The 21,801-nt window shown below is 59.6% G+C and carries 13 protein-coding genes and 2 pseudogenes; 6 read left to right on the top strand and 9 right to left on the bottom strand.

The features are described from left to right. The first annotated feature begins 54 nt into the window (after positions 1–54). Positions 55–705 carry a peptide-methionine (S)-S-oxide reductase MsrA gene (gene msrA / locus C8K63_RS08365; protein WP_108216289.1) on the top strand — a complete coding sequence of 217 codons (651 nt, stop codon included), beginning with the start codon at positions 55–57 and terminating at the stop codon, positions 703–705. Between the two features lie 118 nt (positions 706–823). Here the strand turns inward: msrA and C8K63_RS08360 are convergent, their stop codons facing one another. Next, positions 824–1,660: a 23S rRNA (adenine(2030)-N(6))-methyltransferase RlmJ gene (locus C8K63_RS08360; RefSeq protein ID WP_108216288.1), complete on the bottom strand. Its 837-nt coding sequence runs from the start codon at positions 1,658–1,660 to the stop codon at positions 824–826. 207 nt (positions 1,661–1,867) lie between these two features. On the opposite strand from C8K63_RS08360, the gene C8K63_RS08355 reads away from it, so the two are divergent. Beyond that, on the top strand, positions 1,868–2,362 hold the full coding sequence (locus C8K63_RS08355) for a DUF2165 family protein (protein ID WP_108216287.1): 495 nt from the start codon (positions 1,868–1,870) through the stop codon (positions 2,360–2,362). An 80-nt stretch (positions 2,363–2,442) separates the two neighbouring features. Here the strand turns inward: C8K63_RS08355 and C8K63_RS31230 are convergent. From C8K63_RS31230 to putP, 4 genes and pseudogenes are all read right to left on the bottom strand, one after another. After that, a pseudogene (locus tag C8K63_RS31230) lies at positions 2,443–2,562 on the bottom strand (sodium:proline symporter); the annotation flags it as partial. Between the two features lie 21 nt (positions 2,563–2,583). After that, complete coding sequence (locus C8K63_RS08345) at positions 2,584–2,913, bottom strand: hypothetical protein (protein ID WP_108216286.1); 330 nt, start codon at positions 2,911–2,913, stop codon at positions 2,584–2,586. An 895-nt stretch (positions 2,914–3,808) separates the two neighbouring features. Then, positions 3,809–5,215 carry a PAAR domain-containing protein gene (locus C8K63_RS08335; RefSeq protein WP_108216284.1) on the bottom strand — a complete coding sequence of 469 codons (1,407 nt, stop codon included), beginning with the start codon at positions 5,213–5,215 and terminating at the stop codon, positions 3,809–3,811. A gap of 289 nt (positions 5,216–5,504) precedes the next feature. Beyond that, the gene (gene putP / locus C8K63_RS08330; protein WP_108216283.1) at positions 5,505–6,989 is read right to left on the bottom strand and encodes a sodium/proline symporter PutP; all 1,485 of its coding nucleotides are present in this window, start codon (positions 6,987–6,989) and stop codon (positions 5,505–5,507) included. 461 nt (positions 6,990–7,450) lie between these two features. On the opposite strand from putP, the gene putA reads away from it, so the two are divergent. Next, on the top strand, positions 7,451–11,404 hold the full coding sequence (gene putA, locus C8K63_RS08325) for a trifunctional transcriptional regulator/proline dehydrogenase/L-glutamate gamma-semialdehyde dehydrogenase (RefSeq protein ID WP_108216282.1): 3,954 nt from the start codon (positions 7,451–7,453) through the stop codon (positions 11,402–11,404). Between the two features lie 255 nt (positions 11,405–11,659). Further along, the gene (locus tag C8K63_RS08320; protein WP_108216281.1) at positions 11,660–13,462 is read left to right on the top strand and encodes an acyl-CoA dehydrogenase; all 1,803 of its coding nucleotides are present in this window, start codon (positions 11,660–11,662) and stop codon (positions 13,460–13,462) included. A 128-nt stretch (positions 13,463–13,590) separates the two neighbouring features. Here the strand turns inward: C8K63_RS08320 and C8K63_RS31225 are convergent, their stop codons facing one another. The 4 genes and pseudogenes from C8K63_RS31225 to C8K63_RS08305 form a co-directional block, all read right to left on the bottom strand. Next, the gene (locus C8K63_RS31225; RefSeq protein ID WP_371920746.1) at positions 13,591–14,322 is read right to left on the bottom strand and encodes a methyl-accepting chemotaxis protein; all 732 of its coding nucleotides are present in this window, start codon (positions 14,320–14,322) and stop codon (positions 13,591–13,593) included. Between the two features lie 132 nt (positions 14,323–14,454). Further along, positions 14,455–15,483 (bottom strand): annotated as a pseudogene (locus tag C8K63_RS31220) (cache and HAMP domain-containing protein); the annotation flags it as partial. A gap of 145 nt (positions 15,484–15,628) precedes the next feature. Next, positions 15,629–15,931 (bottom strand): cell division protein ZapA, encoded by a 303-nt coding sequence (locus C8K63_RS08310; RefSeq protein ID WP_095943229.1) that lies wholly within the window; start codon positions 15,929–15,931, stop codon positions 15,629–15,631. After that, entirely contained in the window at positions 15,928–16,137 is a 210-nt protein-coding gene (locus tag C8K63_RS08305; protein WP_108216486.1) for a hypothetical protein, read from the bottom strand. Before C8K63_RS08305 ends, C8K63_RS08310 begins: the two co-directional genes overlap by 4 nt. Before the next feature lie 488 nt (positions 16,138–16,625). Between C8K63_RS08305 and C8K63_RS08300 the strand changes: the two genes are divergently transcribed. Together C8K63_RS08300 and mscK are read left to right on the top strand one after the other, a co-directional pair. Further along, positions 16,626–18,368 (top strand): potassium/proton antiporter, encoded by a 1,743-nt coding sequence (locus tag C8K63_RS08300; RefSeq protein WP_108216279.1) that lies wholly within the window; start codon positions 16,626–16,628, stop codon positions 18,366–18,368. Between the two features lie 34 nt (positions 18,369–18,402). Next, positions 18,403–21,771 (top strand): mechanosensitive channel MscK, encoded by a 3,369-nt coding sequence (gene mscK, locus C8K63_RS08295; RefSeq protein WP_108216278.1) that lies wholly within the window; start codon positions 18,403–18,405, stop codon positions 21,769–21,771. Positions 21,772–21,801 lie beyond the last annotated feature (30 nt).

Here is a 21,801-nt window from a genome sequence, read left to right as displayed (position 1 = left end):
GGGCACACTGACGGTCTGTTTATTTACAACCCAACCTGACTGAGAGGACTGATCATGGTTCTGCGCTCGGAAATCCTGGTGAACAAAAACGTGCTCCCGACTAAAGAACAAGCTCTGCCCGGCCGCGAAACCGCGATGACCCTGCCTGAAAAGCACTTTGTGTTTAAAGACACCCCCTTGCTCGGCCCGTTCTTCGAAGACGTCGACTTCGCGATCTTCGGCCTCGGCTGCTTCTGGGGCGCGGAACGCCGCTTCTGGCAACGTGAAGGCGTGGTCAGCACCGTGGTCGGCTACGCCGGCGGTTTCACGCCGAACCCGACCTACGAAGAAGTCTGCTCGGGCCTGACCGGCCACGCGGAAGTGGTGTTGGTGGTGTATGACAAGGCCAGGGTCAGCTACGAAGAACTGCTGGCGATGTTCTGGGAACTGCACAACCCGACGCAGGGCATGCGCCAGGGCAATGACATCGGCACCCAGTACCGTTCGGTAATCTACGCCACCAGCCAGGAACAACTGGACGCGGCGCTCAAGAGCAAGGAAACCTACCAGGCCGAGCTGACCAAGGCTGGTCTCGGTGAAATCAGCACCGAAGTCGACCAGGCCCCGACCGTCTACTTTGCCGAGGCGTATCACCAGCAGTACCTGGCGAAAAATCCGGAAGGCTATTGCGGGATTGGCGGTACCGGTGTGACCTGCCCGATCTGATCAACTGGATCGACTGTAGGAGCTGGCTTGCCAGCGAAGGCGACCGATAGGTCACCACAAGGCTCTCAGGCCTCTTCGCCGGCAAGCCGGCTCCTACAGGGTTGGTAGCTTGCAGCTACTACTCGGCAATCAACCAATCCATCCGCCACCCACCCTGGGTCTGCCCAAGCTTCTCGGACAACCACGGCAGCAACTCACGCAACTCTTCCTCCAGCCCCCACGGCGGATTGGCAATCGCCAGCCCCGAACCGTTCAGGCTGTTCGGCGTATCCAGCGGATGCACCAGCAACTCCACCCGCAACAACTTCGGCGCACCGGTACCGGCCAGGTCCTGGTAGAAGCGGCGCAGCGCACGCTGATCCTTCACCGGGTACCAGATCGCCGCCACGGTCTGACGCATCCGGCCAATCGCTTCCTTCAACGAAGCGGCACAGCGCTGCATCTCGTCGAGCTTCTCGAACGGCGGATCGATCAACATCACCGCGCGCTTCTCCGGCACCGGCAGCAAGGCCCGCGGCACATGCCAGCCTTCACCCAGGTGCACCTTGACCCGGCGATCACCAGCCATGTTGTCCTTGAGCAGCACGCCGTCTTCCGGGTGCTTCTCGTTGAGTAACACACGATCCTGCGGGCGAGTCAGGCGCCGCGCCAACTCCGGCGAACCCGGGTAATAGCGCAACTGGCCATCCGGGTTCATCTCGTGCAGCACCTGCATGTAATCAGCGGTCAGGATCGGCAGATCCGGCTGATCCCACAAACGCGCAATGCCTTCCAGGTACTCACCGGTACGGCTGGCCTGATCACCCTGAAGGTCATACAGACCGATGCCGGCGTGGGTGTCGAGATAGGCAAACGGCTGCTCCTTGCGCGACATCAGGGCGATGAGGCGGGTCAAGGTCAGGTGTTTGAACACATCGGCGTGATTGCCGGCATGGAAGGCGTGACGATAATTCATGGCTGCTCCTGCGAAGGCCGGGGAGTTTACCTTTTACCGGCCGGCAAGTCAGGGGTTGGCAGCCAAGCGGACACTTCGAGCACTCATAGCGGCGACAAGCACGCACCATCACTCGACAAATTCAGAAACGCCTCACAACAGGAAGATTCCCGAACCTGCAAACCGGCGTGATAGCGTTCTTTGTCGAAACAAGCAAAGGACGCACAAATGACCATTCGCTACGCAAAGATTGCAATGACCCTGGCGCTCGCCGCATTCGCCTTCATGACCGTGTTCAACAACATCACCGACTACGGTTCCAACTTCAACTTCGTCCGGCACGTGCTGAGCATGGACACCACCTTCCCTGACAACGCCGCCCGGTATCGCGCAATTGATCTGCCTTGGGTGTGGCATGGGGCCTACTGGCTGATCATCCTTGGCGAAGCCATTACCTGTGGACTTCTTGGCTACGGCACATTACAGCTCTGGCGCTCACGGTCAGCCGGTGGGCATGAGTTCAGACTGGCCAGGAAGTGGGCCGTAGCGGGTTTGACGACTGGGTTTTTCGTGTGGTTTTTTGGCTTCATGGTTGTTGGAGGTGAGTGGTTTCTGATGTGGCAATCCGACATCTGGAATGGTCAGGACGCAGCCTTCAGGTTCTACATGGCAATACTGGGCGTGCTGATCTTTCTGAATCAGCCCGATGCCGATCTTGACTGATCCCCAATAAAAAACGGCCCGCATCCATCGGATGCGAGCCGTCTCCTGCAATCAGGAAGCTAAAAGCCTCGCTGAAAGCCTCATTTGTTCAGCATGATGTCCTTTTCCGCCGTGGCGAATCGCTGCAGCATGCCGGCAGACAGCGCGCCCAATTTGCTGACGATGTAGATCGCCAGGCTGGCAAAGATGAAGCCCGGGATCTTTTGATCTTGTGGCGACGCCTACGCCGCCGCTGTAGGCCGCCCCCGCAACCGCCGCCCAACCACATCCAGCACATCACAGCCATCGCGCAACGAGATTGCGCAGAGCAAGGCAAAATCGCTGAGGATGAACGACTCACACTCGATCGAACCGCGCATCGACAGGTTCTCAAGCACTTGGGTTACTGCGCGGATTCTGTAGTTGGCGGCGTCGGTGAGGATGTCGAGTGGCACGTGGGTGTCGACGAACAGCGTAGGCATATCGGTGCAGTTGCTGGTCAATGCCATGAAGCGGTTGTCGGGATGGGGGGTTGGTTTTTCGTAGGGTGGGTCGGGATGAATGGATTTCATTTTTAACGCTCTAAGGAAGAAATGGACCTGCCATTAGCCTTCCTACGGGCCAGGGTGGCAGCTATGCACGGGGTAGGAATATCGAGACCCTTAGAGCAAAACTCGACCACGCCGAAGCGTGCCCGCGCATAGCCGCCGCAACTGATCTTACGGCCGCATGCAAACGGCCGCAAACCAGGCAGTGACGCCAATGTAGCTCTAACGGTCTTGAGAGGTTCCTACACCCCACCACTGAATTGTCAGTGACCGCCAAAGACTATCGACGGAACTCGCATCGCACCAGTTCATGAAAACCGATAGGTTTTGAAGGAAACGTCCTAGGACCTTGCCCAGAAAATTTACAACCTGCCTGACGGGTGAGGAGTGGCATGAAGAACGGGCACACCAACAAGATTGGGTAATGCCGATCAGTTAAGCGAAAGGGAATCACTGTAGGAGCGAGCTTGCTCCTACAGAGTCCTTAACTGATCGGTATTAACCAGATTGGGTGCCCATTTTTTATGGGTCAGTTACCTGAGTATCCCCGACATCACTATCAGGCCAAGTAGCACCATGCCGGATAGAACCCCTAGAAGAGTCCATTGCAGTACTACGAGCTTTTGCCTGAGGTCATGGGGAAAGTTGTCGAGATCTTCAGCAGTGACCATACCGTGCTTCAGAAAAAATTGGGGAAACGTAACGACGCTAGATATTGAATAAACCAGTCGAGTCTTACCTCTAAGCCCTGCGTCAATACGCGCGGAGACAGTTATAAGTGGAGAACTGTTTTGGAAATGCTCTGAAAGGGCATCTCCCTTGGTGTAGCCCAAGTGCAGCGCAACCCCAAAAACAACAAGTGCCCCACCGAAAACTATTAGTCCTGATGCCAGGAATAGTGCGTCTGCAACGCTAATGTTCATTGAGTGGCCTCGAAAATCCGCTCGCCCATTTTTTCACCAATAACGCTCCCAATAGCGCTGGAAGAAAAAGAGCCTGCCCCGACCACAACAATACTGCAGACCAGTAATCCCAAGCCGCCAGTTGGCACACCCAACCCAACACAAAGCCCGCCGACAGCTGAGGTTGATAGAGCAGCACCTACAATTCCGCCACCTACGATCCCCCCGGTAAAACTCCCCGTTTCAGTAAATTTAACCCGCTCGCACGTTTCAGTATTTCCCGCAGTACACACATCCTGAACCTTCACGGCAGATGCCCCGCCACCAATGGCAGTACCTAGCCAACCACCGTATTTGATGTATTTAGTTGCCTTTGCCACACTTTCTAGATGAGTGGCGTGACCCGGTATTTGCCCCGCAGGACTGGCATTGGTCCAGTGGTGAACCAGACTTTGGCTGGAGATGCCCAACATTTTTTTCAAATTGATGTGGTTTGGGAATCCAATACCCTTGCGGGTTAGGGTCGTCATATGGCTGTTGAGTTGTGCCAGTAAACGCTGTCGTTCTACGAAGAAGGCCGGCGAACGAAGGTGCCCATCTCTTTGGAGCGTCGTCTGTTGCAATACTTCAATTTCCCTCAAGGCATTACCGACGTTATCCAGATTATTCTTGAAAATGCTCGCGCCGACGCCCACAGCGTCTGAGCCATAGCCCAAGATCGTCTGAATGGCATCCCGGTGTTGCATCATGAAATCCGCCTCTTCCGGGCTAAGCGTCTCCAGTATTTGATTGGTCCGTGCCGCCACATCCATGAGCAGCGCTTCTTCACGGGTGCATTGGTAGTTGTTGGGGTCGCTCAGCACGATCATCGAGCCGGCCTTGACGTCGCGCAGGTTGGGATTGAGCAACTTGAATTTGCCCATCACCGCCGGGTCGCGCAGGGTGAACAGCGAGGCCTCGAGTTGTTCGCGGGTGGTGCTTTTGGGAACGACGTAAAAACCAGGCTCCTGGACCGATGTATTGAACGGTATCGGTTTCGGATTGCTCCGCGCGGTCGCGAGTGATGATGGCGATGCTACCGGGTTGCTCGTGGCTAGGGCAGACGGTTGTCTAACGGCCCGTGCGGCGTGCGGTGCAGCACTTCTGCTGGATCCATACGAGCCTGTGAAGTCCGATGCGATAAGAGTCGCCTTGCAAGGGCAACCGCTGAAACTGTCCAGCGTGCCGGCCACCAATCGCCCATGACTCACCATGTTGGAAATACCGCCCTCACTCCTGTAGGTTTGGCCGTCCACGCCGCAGGTGACCGGATCGCCTTCGCGCGCATGGGCGAGGCCATACATCATGACGCGTGTATCGGCGTCCTTTACCTTGCCTCCGCACGTGGTCTTGTCGCCCAAGCGGATAAAATGCCCTTCAGCCATTGATTGATCTCCCTTTCTACTGCCGCTCCAGTCATGGGCAGCGCACCACTGTTAACGATCGGTAAGCCGACTCGGGATGAGTGGCTTGACGCAAAGTACGTGGACAGAGATGAAACTCAAGATGGCCGAGAAAATCAGGAAATGTCTTACGACCAGCACTGAAAAGGACCACGGATATTGGAGGGCCAATGTCTGTTTTCGGACCTGGCTTGCAAAAAAAAACGGCCCGCAGCATAAAGCTGTGAGCCGTTCTTTTATCAGAGATGGGTAGAGTTCAACCCATCACTCATCACTTGTTCAAACGGTAATCACTCTCGGCAGCCGCAAAACGCTGGAACATGCCAGCAGTCGGCGTGCCCATTTTGCTGACGAAGTAGATCGCCAGGCTGGCGAAGATGAAACCAGGGATGATTTCGTACAGGCCCAGCAGTTCGAAGTGTTTCCAGACCACAACGGTGATCGCGCCGACCAGGATGCCGGCCAGTGCGCCGTTGCGGGTCATGTCTTTCCAGATCACGGAGATCAGTACGACCGGACCGAATGCGGCACCGAAACCGGCCCAGGCGTAGCTCACCAGACCCAGTACACGGTTTTCCGGGTTGGCCGCCAGCGCGATAGCAATCAGGGCAACCAACAGCACCATGGCACGGCCGACCCACACCAGTTCAACCTGGGAAGCGGATTTGCGCAGGAAGGTCTTGTAGAAGTCTTCGGTCAGGGCGCTCGAGCACACCAGCAACTGGCAGCTCAGGGTGCTCATGACGGCAGCCAGAATGGCCGACAGCAGGATACCGGCAATCCATGGATTGAAGAGGATCTTGGCCAGTTCGATGAACACACGCTCGTGGTTTTCACTCACTGGCATGGCCACAGCCGGGTTGGCCGAGAAGTAGGCGATACCGAAAAAGCCGACTGCCACGGTGCCGCCCAGGCACAGGATCATCCAGGTCATGGAGATACGACGGGCCTTGGCGATCGATTTAACCGAATCGGCAGCCATGAAACGCGCCAGGATGTGCGGCTGGCCGAAGTAGCCCAGACCCCAGCCCATCAGCGAGATGATGCCGATGAAAGTGGTGCCCTTGAGCATGTCGAAGTTGCTTGGATCTTGCGCTTCGATGGCCAGGAAAGTGGTGTCGACGCCGCCAGTGGCCAGCAGCACGATAACCGGCGTCAGGATCAACGCGAAGATCATCAGGGTGGCTTGTACGGTATCGGTCCAGCTCACGGCCAGGAATCCGCCGACGAAGGTGTAGGCAATGGTCGCCGCAGCACCGGCCCACAGCGCCGTCTCGTAGGACATGCCGAAGGTGCTTTCAAACAGACGGGCACCGGCCACGATGCCGGAAGCGCAGTAGATGGTGAAGAACACCAGGATCACGACCGCAGAGATGATCCGCAGCAGGCCGCTTTTGTCTTCGAAACGGCTGGCGAAGTAGTCCGGCAGGGTCAGTGCATCACCGTTGTGCTCGGTCTGTACACGCAGACGGCCGGCGACGAACAGCCAGTTCAGGTAGGCGCCGATGATCAGGCCGATGGCGATCCAGCTTTCGGAAAGACCGGACATGTAGATCGCGCCGGGCAAGCCCATCAACAACCAGCCACTCATGTCGGAGGCACCGGCGGACAGTGCGGTCACGACGCTGCCCAGGCTACGGCCGCCCAGGATGTAATCGGAAAGGTTGTTGGTGGAGCGATAGGCCATCAAGCCGATCAGCACCATTGCTGCGATGTAGATCACGAACGTGATCAGGGTTGGATTGCTTACGCTCATTGAGTTACGCCCTGGCTTTGTTTTTATGTAGCGGCGGCTGGTGAACCGTTCGCAAACGCATACGTTTGACAGACGATCCGGATTCCCGCGCATTTATGACTGATGTTTCCCCAGGAAAGCCATCAGCCGGAGCACCCGGATTTTGTCCGGGTTGCACCTTGGGCGCAAATGCTATTCAACAAAGCAAATAAGGTGCAACCAGTTTCTCTGAATTAAGTTGCACCTAGTCGGAAATAAACGTTAAAAATCGTTTTTTGCTCCTTTTCGGAGCAAAAACGAGTGTTAACTCTCTGGAAAAGCACCAAGCAAATGCAGCGCAGCCGTCCCAGAATTTATTTCCTGACGAGCTGCGTAATATTCCGACAAAAAAAGGGTTGCACCCGGTTGCACCTCAACAGTCTCACGGCTAATCTTGCCGTCAGCTGATGCCACGCAGTCGTGGCAAACATGAGGATAAAAACATGGCTACCACCACCCTTGGGGTCAAACTTGACGACCCGACCCGCGAACGCCTCAAGGCCGCCGCGACCTCGATTGATCGCACGCCGCACTGGCTGATCAAGCAGGCAATCTTCAATTACCTGGAAAAACTCGAGGGTGGTGCAACCCTGTCCGAGCTGAGCGGTTTGAACGGCAAGGAAGTTGACGAAGCGGGTGAGATCCACGTCGATCACGCCCACCAGTGCTTTCTTGAATTCGCCGAAAGCATCCTGCCGCAATCGGTACTGCGTGCTTCGATCACCGCCGCCTACCGTCGCCCTGAGCCGGAAGTGGTGCCGATGCTGATCGAGCAGGCGCGCCTGCCGGTACCGATGGCCGAAGCCACCAACAAACTCGCCGCGTCCATCGCGGAAAAACTGCGCAATCAGAAGAGCGCCGGCGGCCGCGCCGGCATCGTTCAGGGCCTGCTGCAGGAATTCTCCCTGTCGTCCCAGGAAGGCGTGGCGCTGATGTGCCTGGCCGAAGCGCTGCTGCGCATCCCGGACAAAGGCACCCGCGACGCCCTGATCCGCGACAAGATCAGCACCGGCAACTGGCAGCCGCACCTGGGCAACAGCCCGTCGTTGTTCGTCAACGCTGCCACCTGGGGCTTGCTGCTGACCGGCAAGCTGGTGTCCACGCACAACGAAGCCGGCCTGACCTCGTCCCTGAGCCGTATCATCGGCAAGAGCGGCGAGCCGATGATCCGCAAGGGCGTCGACATGGCCATGCGCCTGATGGGCGAGCAGTTCGTGACCGGCGAAACCATCGCCGAAGCCCTGGCCAACGCGAGCAAATTCGAAGCCAAAGGCTTCCGTTATTCCTACGACATGCTGGGTGAAGCCGCACTCACCGAGCACGACGCGCAGAAGTACCTGGCCTCGTACGAACAAGCCATCCACTCGATCGGCAAAGCCTCCCACGGTCGCGGGATTTATGAAGGCCCGGGCATTTCGATCAAGCTGTCCGCCCTGCACCCGCGCTACAGCCGCGCCCAGTACGAGCGTGTGATGGAAGAGCTGTACCCACGCCTGCTGTCGCTGACCCTGCTGGCCAAGCAATACGACATCGGCCTGAACATCGATGCCGAAGAAGCCGACCGCCTCGAGCTGTCGCTGGATCTGCTCGAACGCCTGTGCTTCGAGCCGCAACTGACGGGCTGGAACGGCATCGGTTTCGTGATCCAGGCTTACCAGAAGCGTTGCCCGTACGTGATCGACTACGTGATCGACCTGGCTCGCCGCAGCCGTCATCGCCTGATGATCCGCCTGGTGAAAGGCGCGTACTGGGACAGCGAAATCAAGCGCGCCCAGGTCGAAGGCCTGGAAGGCTACCCGGTCTACACCCGCAAGGTGTACACCGACGTGTCCTACATCGCCTGCGCCCGCAAACTGCTGTCGGTGCCGGAAGTCATCTACCCGCAGTTCGCCACACACAACGCCCACACCCTGTCGGCCATTTATCACATCGCCGGTCAGAACTATTACCCGGGCCAGTACGAGTTCCAGTGCCTGCACGGCATGGGTGAACCGCTGTACGAACAAGTTGTAGGCAAAGTTTCCGAAGGCAAGCTGAACCGTCCGTGCCGCGTGTACGCTCCGGTCGGCACCCACGAAACCCTGCTGGCTTACCTGGTGCGTCGCCTGCTGGAAAACGGCGCGAACACCTCGTTCGTCAACCGCATTGCCGACCAGTCGATTTCGATCCAGGAACTGGTAGCCGACCCGGTGGCCAGCATCGAGCAGATGGCGACCGTGGAAGGTGGTTTCGGTCTGCCGCACCCGCGCATTCCGCTGCCGCGTGATCTGTACGGCTCCGAGCGCGCCAACTCCAGCGGCATCGACCTGGCCAACGAACATCGTCTGGCGTCGCTGTCTTGCGCCCTGCTGGCTACCGCGCACAACCACTGGAAAGCCGCGCCGATGCTCGGTTGCGCTTCCAGCAACGAAGCTCCAGCCCCTGTGCTGAACCCGTCCGACCTGCGTGACGTGGTCGGCCATGTACAGGAAGCGACCGTCGAAGACGTCAACAACGCCATCCAGTGCGCCCTGAACGCTGCACCGATCTGGCAGGCCACGCCGCCCGCCGAACGCGCCGCGATCCTGGAACGCGCCGCCGATCTGATGGAAGCCGAGATCCAGCCGCTGATGGGCCTGCTGGCCCGCGAAGCCGGCAAGACCTTCGCCAACGCCATCGCCGAAGTGCGTGAAGCCGTGGACTTCCTGCGTTATTACGCAGTGCAGGCACGCAATGATTTCACCAATGACGCTCACCGCCCATTGGGCCCCGTTGTGTGCATCAGCCCGTGGAACTTCCCGCTGGCGATCTTCAGTGGCCAGGTGGCTGCCGCTCTGGCTGCCGGTAACCCGGTATTGGCCAAGCCTGCGGAACAGACGCCACTGGTTGCCGCTCAAGCCGTGCGCCTGCTGCTCGAAGCCGGGATTCCGGAAGGCGTGCTGCAATTGCTGCCGGGTCGCGGTGAAACCGTCGGTGCCGGCCTGGTCGGCGACGAACGCGTCAAAGGCGTGATGTTCACCGGCTCCACCGAAGTCGCGCGCTTGCTGCAACGCAACATCGCCGGCCGCCTGGACAGCCAGGGTCGTCCGATCCCGCTGATCGCCGAAACCGGTGGCCAGAACGCGATGATCGTCGACTCTTCGGCACTGACCGAACAGGTTGTGATCGACGTAGTGTCCTCGGCGTTCGACAGCGCCGGCCAGCGTTGCTCGGCCCTGCGCGTCTTGTGCCTGCAGGAAGACTCCGCTGATCGCGTCATTGAAATGCTCAAAGGTGCCATGGCCGAAAGCCGTCTCGGCAACCCTGAGCGCCTGTCCGTGGACATCGGCCCGGTGATCGACGCCGAAGCCAAGGCCGGCATCGAGAAGCACATCCAGGCCATGCGCGACAAAGGTCGCAGCGTGTACCAGGTGGCCATCGCCGACGCTGAAGAAGTCAAACGCGGCACCTTCGTGATGCCGACGCTGATCGAACTGGAAAGCTTCGACGAACTGCAGCGGGAGATCTTCGGCCCGGTGCTGCACGTGGTGCGCTACAAGCGCAAGGACATCGATCAACTGATCGGCCAGATCAACGCTTCGGGTTACGGCCTGACGCTGGGCGTGCACACTCGCATCGACGAGACCATCGCCAAGGTGATCGACAACGTCAATGCCGGTAACGTCTACGTCAACCGCAACATCGTCGGTGCCGTGGTCGGTGTGCAGCCGTTTGGCGGCGAAGGCCTGTCGGGTACCGGCCCGAAAGCCGGCGGCCCGCTGTACCTGTACCGCCTGTTGTCGACCCGCCCTGCGGATGCGATCGAACAATCCTTCGCACGCGGCGATGCTGCCGCAGCTCCGGACGTTCGTCTGCGCGACGCCATGAGCAAACCGCTGACCGCCCTGAAAGCCTGGGCTGACAGCCACAAGTTTGCCGACCTGAGCACCCTGTGCGTGCAGTTCGCCGCGCAATCGCAAAGCGGCATCACCCGCGTTCTGGCCGGCCCGACCGGCGAGCGCAACAGCTACGCGATCCTGCCACGTGAGCACGTGTTGTGCCTGGCGGAAGTGGAAGGCGATCTGCTGACTCAACTGGCGGCGGTATTGGCTGTCGGTGGTTCGGCGGTATGGCCGGAAGCTGACATGACCAAAGCCTTGTTCGCACGTCTGCCGAAGGATATTCAGGCGCGCATCAAGCTGGTTTCCGACTGGAACAAGGACGAAGTGGTGTTTGATGCGGTTGTGCATCACGGCCATTCCGACCAGTTGCGTGCGGTGTGCCAGCAGGTTGCCAAGCGTGCCGGCGCCATCGTTGGCGTGCAGGGTCTGTCGCAGGGCGAAACCAACATTGCGCTGGAGCGTTTGGTGATCGAGCGTGCGTTGAGCGTTAACACGGCTGCGGCGGGTGGTAATGCCAGTTTGATGACGATTGGCTAAGCCCGATAAGCCGGGCAGCCGCAATGGCTGCCTGGCAATCAAATCTCTGTAGGAGTGAGCCTGCTCGCGATAGCGGTCTGTCGGTCACATCTGTTTCGGATGTGCCGCCGTCATCGCGAGCAGGCTCACTCCTACAGTTGTTTTGTGGTGCCTGCAAAGTTGCTGCGCTGGCCCATTATCACGCTCATCAATCATCCTGTTCAGCCTTTATTCCCCCGCCTAGACTCGGCCTATTCTCATAAAAGGTAGGCCGCCATGTCCGAGACGTTGCTCAGTTCCCGCAATCTGGCTTTCGAGCTATATGAAGTCCTCGATGCCGAGGGCCTGACCCAGCGTGAGCGTTTCGCCGAGCACAACCGCGAAACCTTCGATGCGGCCATTGGTACGGCCCGCAGCATCGCCGAGAAGTTCTTCGCCCCACACAACCGCAAGGGCGACGAGAACGAGCCGCGCTATGAAAACGGTCAGGCGATTCTGATTCCGGAAGTGAAACCGGCGGTGGATGCCTTCCTCGAAGCCGGTTTCCTCAACGCCGCGCGCAGTTTCGAGGCGGGAGGCATGCAGCTTCCTACACTGCTTTCGCAGGCCTGCTTCGCACACTTCCAGTCGGCCAACGCCGCTTCGACCTCTTATCCGTTCCTGACCATGGGCGCGGCGAACCTGATCGAAAGCTTCGGCACCGATGAGCAGAAGCGCCGCTTCCTGCAACCGATGATCGACGGCCGTTTCTTCGGCACCATGGCCCTGACCGAATCCCACGCCGGCTCGTCGCTGTCGGATATTCGTACCCGCGCGGAACCTGCGTCCGACGGCACTTATCGCCTCAAGGGCAACAAGATCTTCATCTCCGGTGGCGATCATCCGCTGTCGGAAAACATCGTGCACATGGTGCTCGCCAAGCTGCCGGACGCACCGGCCGGGGTGAAGGGCATATCGCTGTTCATCGTGCCAAAGTTCCTGGTCAACGACGATGGCAGCCTCGGCCAACGCAACGATGTTTTACTGGCCGGGTTGTTCCACAAGATGGGCTGGCGCGGCACCACGTCCACCGCGCTGAATTTCGGCGATAACGGCGAGTGCGTCGGCTATCTGGTGGGCAAGCCGCACCTGGGCTTGAGCTACATGTTCCAGATGATGAACGAAGCGCGGATCGGCGTCGGCATGGGCGCGGTGATGCTCGGTTACGCCGGCTATCTGTACTCGCTGGAATATGCTCGCGAGCGTCCGCAAGGCCGCGTGCCGGACAGCAAGGACCCGAACACCGCGCCGGTGGCGATCATTGAGCACGCCGACGTCAAACGCATGTTGCTGACACAAAAGGCCTACGTCGAAGGCTCGTTCGACCTTGGCCTGTACGCGGCGCGGCTGTTCGATGACACCACCACCCTTGGGACCGAAGCCGAACGCAAACAAGCTCATGAACTGCTGGATTTGCTGACACCCATCGTCAAATCCTGGCCGTCGGAGTTCTGCCTGAAGGCCAACGAACTGGCGATCCAGATCCTCGGTGGCCACGGCTACACCCGCGAATACCCGGTGGAACAGTACTACCGCGATAACCGCCTGAACCCGATCCACGAAGGCACCCACGGCATTCAGTCACTGGACCTGCTGGGTCGTAAACTGGCGCAGAACGGCGGTGCGGGGCTCAAGCAACTGATCCGTCTGATCGCCGACACTGCCGAGCGCGCCCAAGCGTTTGATTCGCTGACGCTGCTGCGCGAACCGCTGGAGAAACTGGTGGCGCGCCTGCAAACCGTGACCATCGGCCTGCTGACTGATCTGGCCCAGGGCAAGGTCAACAGCAGCCTGGCGAATTCGGCGCTGTACCTGAAGGTGTTCGGGCACACGGTGATCGGCTGGCGCTGGCTGGAACAGGCGATCCGTGCCGAGGAAGGCCTGGCCAAGGGTAATGCGGCGGATGTGAGCTTCTATAAAGGCAAGCTGCAGGCGGCGCGCTACTTCCTGACGTGGGAAGTACCGGGGTGCCACCATGAGCTGGCGATTCTTGAGGCGCGGGATGATGTGTGCCTGGGGATGCAGGATGAGTGGTTCTGATCCCGACCTTGTGCTGCAGCTGAAATCCATTCGCTGGCAAGCCAGCTCCTACAGGGTTTGGTGTGAACGCACCGGCCTTGTAGGAGCTGGCTTGCCAGCGAAGGCGTCAGCATAGCCAACGCGCTTGTTCAGTTCAGCTTGAACCCACCCATCTGCCGCGCCAGATCATCCGCCAACCGCTGCAACGTCTGGCAATCTTCCAGGCAAGCCCTGACCTCCCCCGCCGTCGCCCGCGCCAGGTCGGAAATCCCCTGTACGTTCCGGTTGATTTCCTCGGTAACCGCCGATTGCTCTTCCGTCGCCGTTGCCACCTGATGATTCATGTCGCTGATGCGCTCAACCTGCCCGGTGATCGCGGTCAACGAGGTGCCGGTACGCTGGCTCGACTCGACACCCGTGCCCGTCGCGGCTTGCCCGGAATGCATCGATGACACCGCGTTTTCCGCGCCTTGCTTGAGGCTGCCGATCATTTGCTGGATTTCATCGGTGGAGGCTTGAGTACGTCGCGCCAGGGTCCGAACTTCATCGGCGACCACGGCAAACCCGCGCCCCATGTCCCCGGCCCGCGCCGCTTCAATGGCCGCATTGAGCGCTAGCAAATTGGTTTGCTCGGAAATCCCGCGAATCACCGCCAGCACCTGATCGATGGACGCCACTTGATGGGCCAGTTCACCCACCGCCGTGGCCGCGACGCCGATTTCCCGAGACATACTCTCAATGTGGCGGATCGAACTACCCACCACTTCCCGCGCCTGCATCGCTTCGTCACGGGCAGTTTGCGATGCGAACGCTGCATTGCCGGCGTTTTGGGCGATGTTCTGAACGGTCAGGCCCATTTCGTGAACCGCAGTGGCGACCATGTCGGTCATTTCCTGTTGGCGGCCGGAGCGTTCGGCGGTGTTGTCCACCACTCGCGCCACCTGCCCGACAGCGGTGCGCAAGCGTTCGCTGGTGGTCAGCACTTCGCCGATCATGTCGCGCTGGCTATCCAGGAACCGATTGAAGCCGCGAGCCAGATCACCCAGCTCATCGGCGCGACTGGAATCCAGCCGGTGGGTCAAATCGCCACCGCCGCTACCGATGGCCACCAGCGCGGCTGTTACCTGACGGATCGGTCGTACCAGCCCACGGGCCAGCAACACCACCAGCATCAGGCACACAATCGCCACCGCCAGGCCGATGCCGCTGCTCATCCACATGGCGCGGCGGGCTTCGGCGTAGATCTGCGATTGCGGCACTTCGGCCACCAAGGTCCAGCCGAGATCGCGCAATGGCAGGCTTAGCGCAAGAAAGTCCTCGCCGTCACGGGTAAAGCTGCTGTTTGTGGCAGTTTTTTGACCAATGACGGCTTGCGACGCTGGCTCGCCAATCTGCTCAGCCAACGTGCGCTTGCCACTCAATTGCGCCTCGGGATGGACCTGGATCAAACCGTCGGAACGCACGAGATAGACCTTGCCGCGCTCACCGAAGCTGAAGTTGTGAATCAGCTCCGACAGCTCTTTCATGCTCAGGCCAAGCCCGGCAACGCCCACGACTTTACCGGCCTGCTCGACTTTGAAGTCGATGAAAAGCGCCAATTCTCCGGTCGCCGTGTCATTGTCGATATTGAAGGTGCGCGGCTGGTTACTGTCGAGAAATGAGTAGAACCAGGCGTCTTTCGGATTGGATCGGCTGAGGGTCCGGTCCAGGCCTTTTTCGGTGAAGTAATGGTTGGACGCGGTGCCGACAATAATCGCGGTAAAAGCCTTGTGCTCGGCGCGGATGCCTTCGAGATAGGTAGTAAAGGTGCTGGCCCGGGCACTGTCTTCACCCCCAGCCAGCCAGTCGCGCACCATGCTGTTGCTGGCGATGTCCTTGGCGGCGGTGAGCGGTTGGACGAGGATGCGCTCGATGTCGTTGCGCATCGCTTCGATGCTCGACGGCAAGGCTTGCTCGACCAGATAGCTCTGGGCGAGACGATTGACCACCAGGGTATAAATGCCCACCACGATCAGAATACTGACCAGCAAGGCGCTGCCCATACTCAGGATCAACTGCCATTGAATACTGCGTCGCCAGAACTGCATGGAGCACCCCCAAAGAATAAGAGGCTGAAACACTGCAACAGCCGTGCCGATTGTATACAAGCCAACCGACAATTTATTCTTTGGTTGTGCGCAAAGCCGATCAGGCCTGATTGATCGTCTTGGAGATCACTTCAACCGTGGCGCTGACTTGCTCTTGGTAACGGTCGAGTTCGAGCTTGTGCTGCTTCTGCATTTCGATCTGCTGGGAGCACAGATTCATCGCCGCCAGCACCAGCAGTCGGTCACCGATCAGCGTCGGGTACTTCCTCTTGGTTTCGGCCAGGGCTGCCTTCAACATCAATGCGGCGTCCAGCAGGGTCTGCTCTTCCCCGGCCGGTGCCTTGATTGAATAGTCCTCTCCCAGGATCGAGACGACCTTTACCCCTGCGGCGTTGTAACTCATGCGCTGACAGGACCTGCGCTAACACGCTCAACCAGAGCCTGGATGCGAGCCGCCGTGGTGCCTTGTTTCTCTTCGTATTCCATCAGGCTCAGTTGCAGGCTTTCGTTTTCATCTTTGGCCTGGGCCAGTTCCGCGCTCAGGTTCTGGTTCTGTTGCACCAGGTCGCTGACCAGTTGTTCCAATTGGCTTAGGGATGCTTCCAACATTTTGATTTTCCGGGCTTTTTCAAAGGGCGCGTACGATAAAGAAAAGTCACCCTGGATGCCAGGGTTATACAGGCGCAAAGCCTTGATTTTGCTGACGGGCAACCTTCCTCGCGAGTTTTAAAGACTGTGATTGGCCAATCTGGTTCCTGCACTTCGTCGCCGTGGCGTTTGTACGACGCCCCGGCAGCGGATTTTCACCTCTCACCATTTGGCCTCCCTGACCCAGCAAAACTACGATGGTTGGGCGGTTTAGCCTTTAACCCTCTTTTGTAGGAGCGAGCTCGCTCGCGATGATCTCAATGACGGCGCACTGAATCAGACAGCACGCGTCATCGTTGACGCCCATCGCGAGCAAGCTCGCTCCTACAAGGGTTCCGGGATGACGCAAAAGCTTTTTGACAGCATCACATTTCAACAGGTTAGAATCGCTGGCACGCAGACTGCATGGTCAGTTTGCGCCCGCCTTTCAGCTTTCTGGAGTACTGCCTTTGAATGCGACGACCATCAACAGCCTGTTCTTGATCGGCGCGTTGCTGGTAGGTGCGAGCATTCTGGTGAGCTCACTTTCGTCCCGTCTCGGCATCCCGATTCTGGTCATCATCCTGGCCGTCGGCATGGCGGCCGGTGTCGATGGCGCCGGCATTCTTTTTGATAACTACCCCACGGCCTATCTGGTGGGCAACCTCGCGCTGGCGGTGATCCTGCTCGATGGTGGCTTGCGCACCCGGGTGTCGAGTTTCCGCGTGGCGTTATGGCCGGCGCTCTCGCTGGCCACGGTCGGGGTGCTGATTACCACCGGGCTGACCGGCATGGCGGCCGCCTGGCTGTTCAACCTGAACCTGATCCAGGGCCTGCTGATCGGCGCCATCGTCGGCTCCACCGACGCCGCGGCGGTGTTCTCGCTATTGGGTGGCAAAGGCCTGAACGAACGGGTAACCGCCAGCCTTGAAATCGAATCCGGCAGTAACGACCCGATGGCGGTGTTCCTCACCGTCACCCTGATCGACATGCTCGCCAGCGGCCAGACCGGCCTGCACTGGAGCCTGCTGACCCATCTGCTGCGCGAGTTCGGTATCGGTGGCGTCATTGGCCTGGGCGGTGGCTGGCTGATGCTGCAACTGGTCAACCGCATCAACCTGGCCACCGGCCTGTATCCGATTCTGGTCATCGCCGGTGGCCTGGTGGTGTTTGCCCTGACCAACGCCCTGCACGGCAGCGGCTTCCTGGCGGTGTACATCTGCGGCCTGGTGATCGGCAACCGCCCGGTGCGCAGCCGTCACGGCATCCTGCACATGCTCGACGGTATGGCCTGGCTGGCGCAGATCGGCATGTTCCTGGTGCTGGGGCTGCTGGTGACGCCTCACGATCTGCTGCCTATCGCCTTACCGGCACTGGCACTGGCGTTGTGGATGATTCTGTTTGCCCGGCCACTGTCGGTGCTGGTTGGCCTGCTGCCGTTCAAAGCCTTCCATGGTCGCGAGAAAGCGTTCATCTCCTGGGTCGGCCTGCGCGGCGCGGTCCCGATCATTCTGGCGGTGTTCCCGCTGATGGCCGGCCTGCCCAATGCCCAGCTCTACTTCAACCTCGCGTTCTTTATCGTGCTGGTGTCGCTGCTGGTTCAGGGCACCAGCCTGCCGTGGGTCGCCAAGCTGCTGAAGGTGACGGTGCCCCCGGAGCCTGCGCCCATTTCCCGCTCGGCCCTGGAGGTGCACGTCACCAGTGAGTGGGAGCTGTTCGTTTATCGCCTCGGCGCGGAAAAATGGTGCATCGGCTCGCCCCTGCGCGAGCTGAAAATGCCCGAAGGCACCCGTATCGCTGCCCTGTTTCGCGGTCAACAATTGCTCCATCCGTCGGGTAGTACGGTGCTCGAAGTCGATGACTTGCTGTGTGTCATCGGCCATGAACACAACCTGCCGGCCCTCGGAAAACTCTTCAGCCAGGCGCCACAACGGGGCCTCGATCTGCGCTTCTTCGGCGACTTCGTGCTCGAAGGAGACGCCCAGCTGGCTGCGGTTGCGGCCCTCTATGGCCTGAAAGTCGAAGGCATCGATCCGGACATGTCCCTGGGCCACTTCATTGCCCAGAAGGTCGGTGGCGCGCCGGTGGTGGGTGACCAGGTGGAATGGAACAACACCATCTGGACCGTGGCGGTCATGGAAGGGAACAAGATCGGCAAAGTGGGCGTCAGATTCCCCGAAGGAAGTCGCCCGGGTCCCGGACTCTTCCTCTAAACTGCTTCCACTATCACTTGCTTGACCGGTCTTTATGCCTAACCTGCGCTCCATTTTCGCCATTGCCCTTTTGGGCTTGAGTCTCTCTGTCGGCACCCTTGGTTTATCGCAAGTGGTGCAGGCGGCCGAACCACCCTCCAGCGAAGCCGTGCAGGCGAGCCTGGACAAGATCGCCGACCGCAAATTGCCGGAAGCCGATCAGAAGGCCCTGCAAACCGTTCTGCAAAACACGCTGAGCCAGCTCAACAACAAGCGTGACTACGAGCAGAAACTGACCGCGCTCAAGCAGCAATTGAACAATGCGCCCAAACAGACCGTCGAGAACCAGCGGGAACTGACCCGTCTCAAGGCCAGCACCGTAGTGCCGGTGGCGCAGCGTTTCGCCAAAGAACCGATCCAGCAGCTGGAACAATTGCTCACCGAGCGTTCCACCCAGCAAGGCGACCTGCAAAAAGCCCTGGCCGATGCCAACAGCCTGATCATCACCGCCCAGACCCGCCCCGAGCGTGCTCAAGCGGAGATTTCCAGCAGCCAGACGCGCATTCAGCAGATCAACACCCTCCTCAAGAACGGCAAGGACGGCGGCAAGGCCTTGAGCGCCGAGCAGCGTGACCAGCTCAATGCCGAGCTTGCAGCGCTGAACGCCCTGATCCCGCTACGGCGCCAGGAACTGGCCGGCAATACCCAATTGCAAGACCTCGGCAACAGCCAGCATGACCTGTTGTCGGAGCGGTCCGACCGCCTGGATCGGGAAATCCAGGAACTGCAAACCCTGATCAACCAGAAGCGTCTGGCGTTGTCCCAGGAAACGGTCACCCAGCAATCCATCGAAGCGCAGAAGGCCGGCGGCAGCAGCCTGCTGGCCACCGAAAGCGCGACCAACCTGAAGCTTTCGGACTACCTGCTCAAAAGCACCGACCGCCTCAACGAAGTCACCCAGCAAAACCTGCAAACCAAGCAACAGCTGGACAGCCTGACCCAGAGCGATGCAGCCCTGGACGAGCAAATCAACGTGCTCAAAGGCAGCCTGCTGCTCTCGAAGATTCTCTACAAACAGAAACAGGCGTTGCCGCGCCTGCGGCTCGACCGCAACCTGGCCGACCAGATCGCCGACATTCGCCTGTACCAATTCGAAGTCAGCCAGCAACGAGAGTTGCTGAGCAATCCGACCACCTACGTCGAAAACCTGCTGTCGACCCAGCCGCCCGAGCAAGTCACGCCGCAACTGCGCAAAAGCCTGATGGAGCTGGCCACCACCCGCGCCGACCTGCTGGAGCGACTGAACCGCGAACTGAGCGCGGTGCTCAATGAATCCATCACCCTGCAACTGAACCAGAAGCAATTGCTCAGCACTGCGCAAAGCCTGCGGGCGACGCTCGATGAGCAGATGTTCTGGATCCCGAGCAACAAGCCGCTGGACCTGGAGTGGATTCACAGCGTGCCGGACCGCCTCGAGCGGCAACTCGACTCGCTACCAGTACTTTCGAGCCTGAGCGAACTGACCGACGGCCTGACTCAGCGCCCGTTGCTGTTCCTGCCGCTGGCATTGCTGATCGGCGCATTGCTGTGGCGGCGCAAGAATCTGTACGCGCGACTGAACAAGGTTCACCAGGACATCGGTCACTTCAAACGCGATAGCCAGTGGCACACGCCGCAGGCGATTCTGATCAATATTCTGCTGGCGATGCCGGTTTCCCTGGGCCTCGCCTTGTGCGGGCTGGCCCTGCGAATCGACGCCCGTGGGCAGAACGCCAATATGGGCGCGGCGCTGCTGCAAATGGCCGGAGCCTGGCTGGTGTTCTACACCGCCTACCGGATCCTCGCGCCGGGCGGTGTGGCAGAACTGCATTTCCGTTGGGAAAAGCCTCAGGTGGAATTCCTGCGCAGCTGGGTCCGCCGCCTCGGCATAGTGGTGATGGCACTGGTGACCGTCGTCGCCGTTGCCGAGCTGCAACCGGCGGCGCTGGCCGATGACGTGATCGGCATGCCGGTGGTGCTCACCTGCTACGCCTTGATGACCTTGCTGCTCAGCCGCTTGCTCATCAGCAGCCCGACCCATGAGAACGCCTCGCTGTTCCGCAAGCTCGTAGGGATCCTGTTCACCGCCCTGCCCGTCGCGCTGTTCGTGGCGGTGTGCTTCGGCTACTACTACACCGCGCTGAAGCTCAGCGACCGCCTGATCAACACCCTGTACCTGCTGATGTTCTGGCTGGTGATCGAAGCCACCTTCGTGCGAGGCCTCAGCGTTGCGGCGCGTCGCCTGGCTTATCAGCGCGCCCTGGCCAAACGTAACGCAGCGAAAGAGACCGCCGACGGCGAAGCAATCATCGAAGAGCCGACGATGGACATCGAGAAGGTCAACGAACAGTCCCTGCGCCTGATCCGCCTGGCATTGCTCGGCGGCTTCATGGCGGCACTGTATTGGGTCTGGGCCGACCTGATCACGGTGTTCTCGTACCTGGACAATGTCACTCTCTACGAATACACCAGCGGCACCGGCGCCAACATGAGCATGGTGCCGATCAGCATCGGCGACATGCTCGGCGCGCTGATCATCATCGGTATCACCTTCGCCCTGGCGCGCAACCTGCCCGGTCTGCTGGAAGTGTTCGTGCTGTCCAAGCTCAACCTGGCCCAGGGCAGCGCCTACGCGACCACCACGTTGCTCTCGTACGTGATTGCCGGCGTCGGTTTCGTCTCGACGCTGTCGACCCTCGGCGTAAGCTGGGACAAGTTGCAATGGCTGGTGGCGGCACTGTCGGTCGGCCTCGGTTTCGGCATGCAGGAGATCTTCGCCAACTTCATTTCCGGCATCATGATCCTGTTCGAACGCCCGGTGCGGATCGGTGACACCATCACCATCGGCAACCTCTCGGGCACCGTGAGCAAGATTCGCATCCGTGCCACGACCATCACCGACTTCGATCGCAAGGACATCATCGTCCCGAACAAGACGTTCATTACCGGGCAACTGATCAACTGGTCGCTGACCGACACCATCACCCGGGTGACCCTCAAGCTCGGCGTCGACTACGGCTCGGACCTGGACCTGGTGAAAGAGCTGCTGCTCAAGGCCGCGCGCGATAACCCGCGCGTGCTGAAAGACCCGGAGCCGCACGTGTATTTCCTGAACTTCGGCGAAAGTACCCTCGACCACGAGTTGCGCATGCACGTGCGCGACCTCGGTGACCGCAACCCGGTACTCGATGAGGTCAACCGCTTCATCAACCGCGAGTTCAAGAAGCAGCACATCAACATCTCGTTCCGGCAGATGGAGGTCTACCTCAAGAACCTGCACGGCCAGGAATACAAGATGGTGCCAATCGAACCGGAAGCGAAAACCATCGTGCCGTTGGTCGACGGCAAGCCACCGAAAGAGCCGCCCGCCGCCGAACTCGACTAACCAGCCATTCCCCAGCAGAATGCTCGGACA

Origin of the sequence: Pseudomonas sp. GV085 (genome assembly GCF_003050925.1) — a bacterium.
Taxonomy (GTDB): Bacteria; Pseudomonadota; Gammaproteobacteria; order Pseudomonadales; family Pseudomonadaceae; genus Aquipseudomonas.
This window is presented reverse-complemented; position numbering and strand designations above follow the sequence as displayed.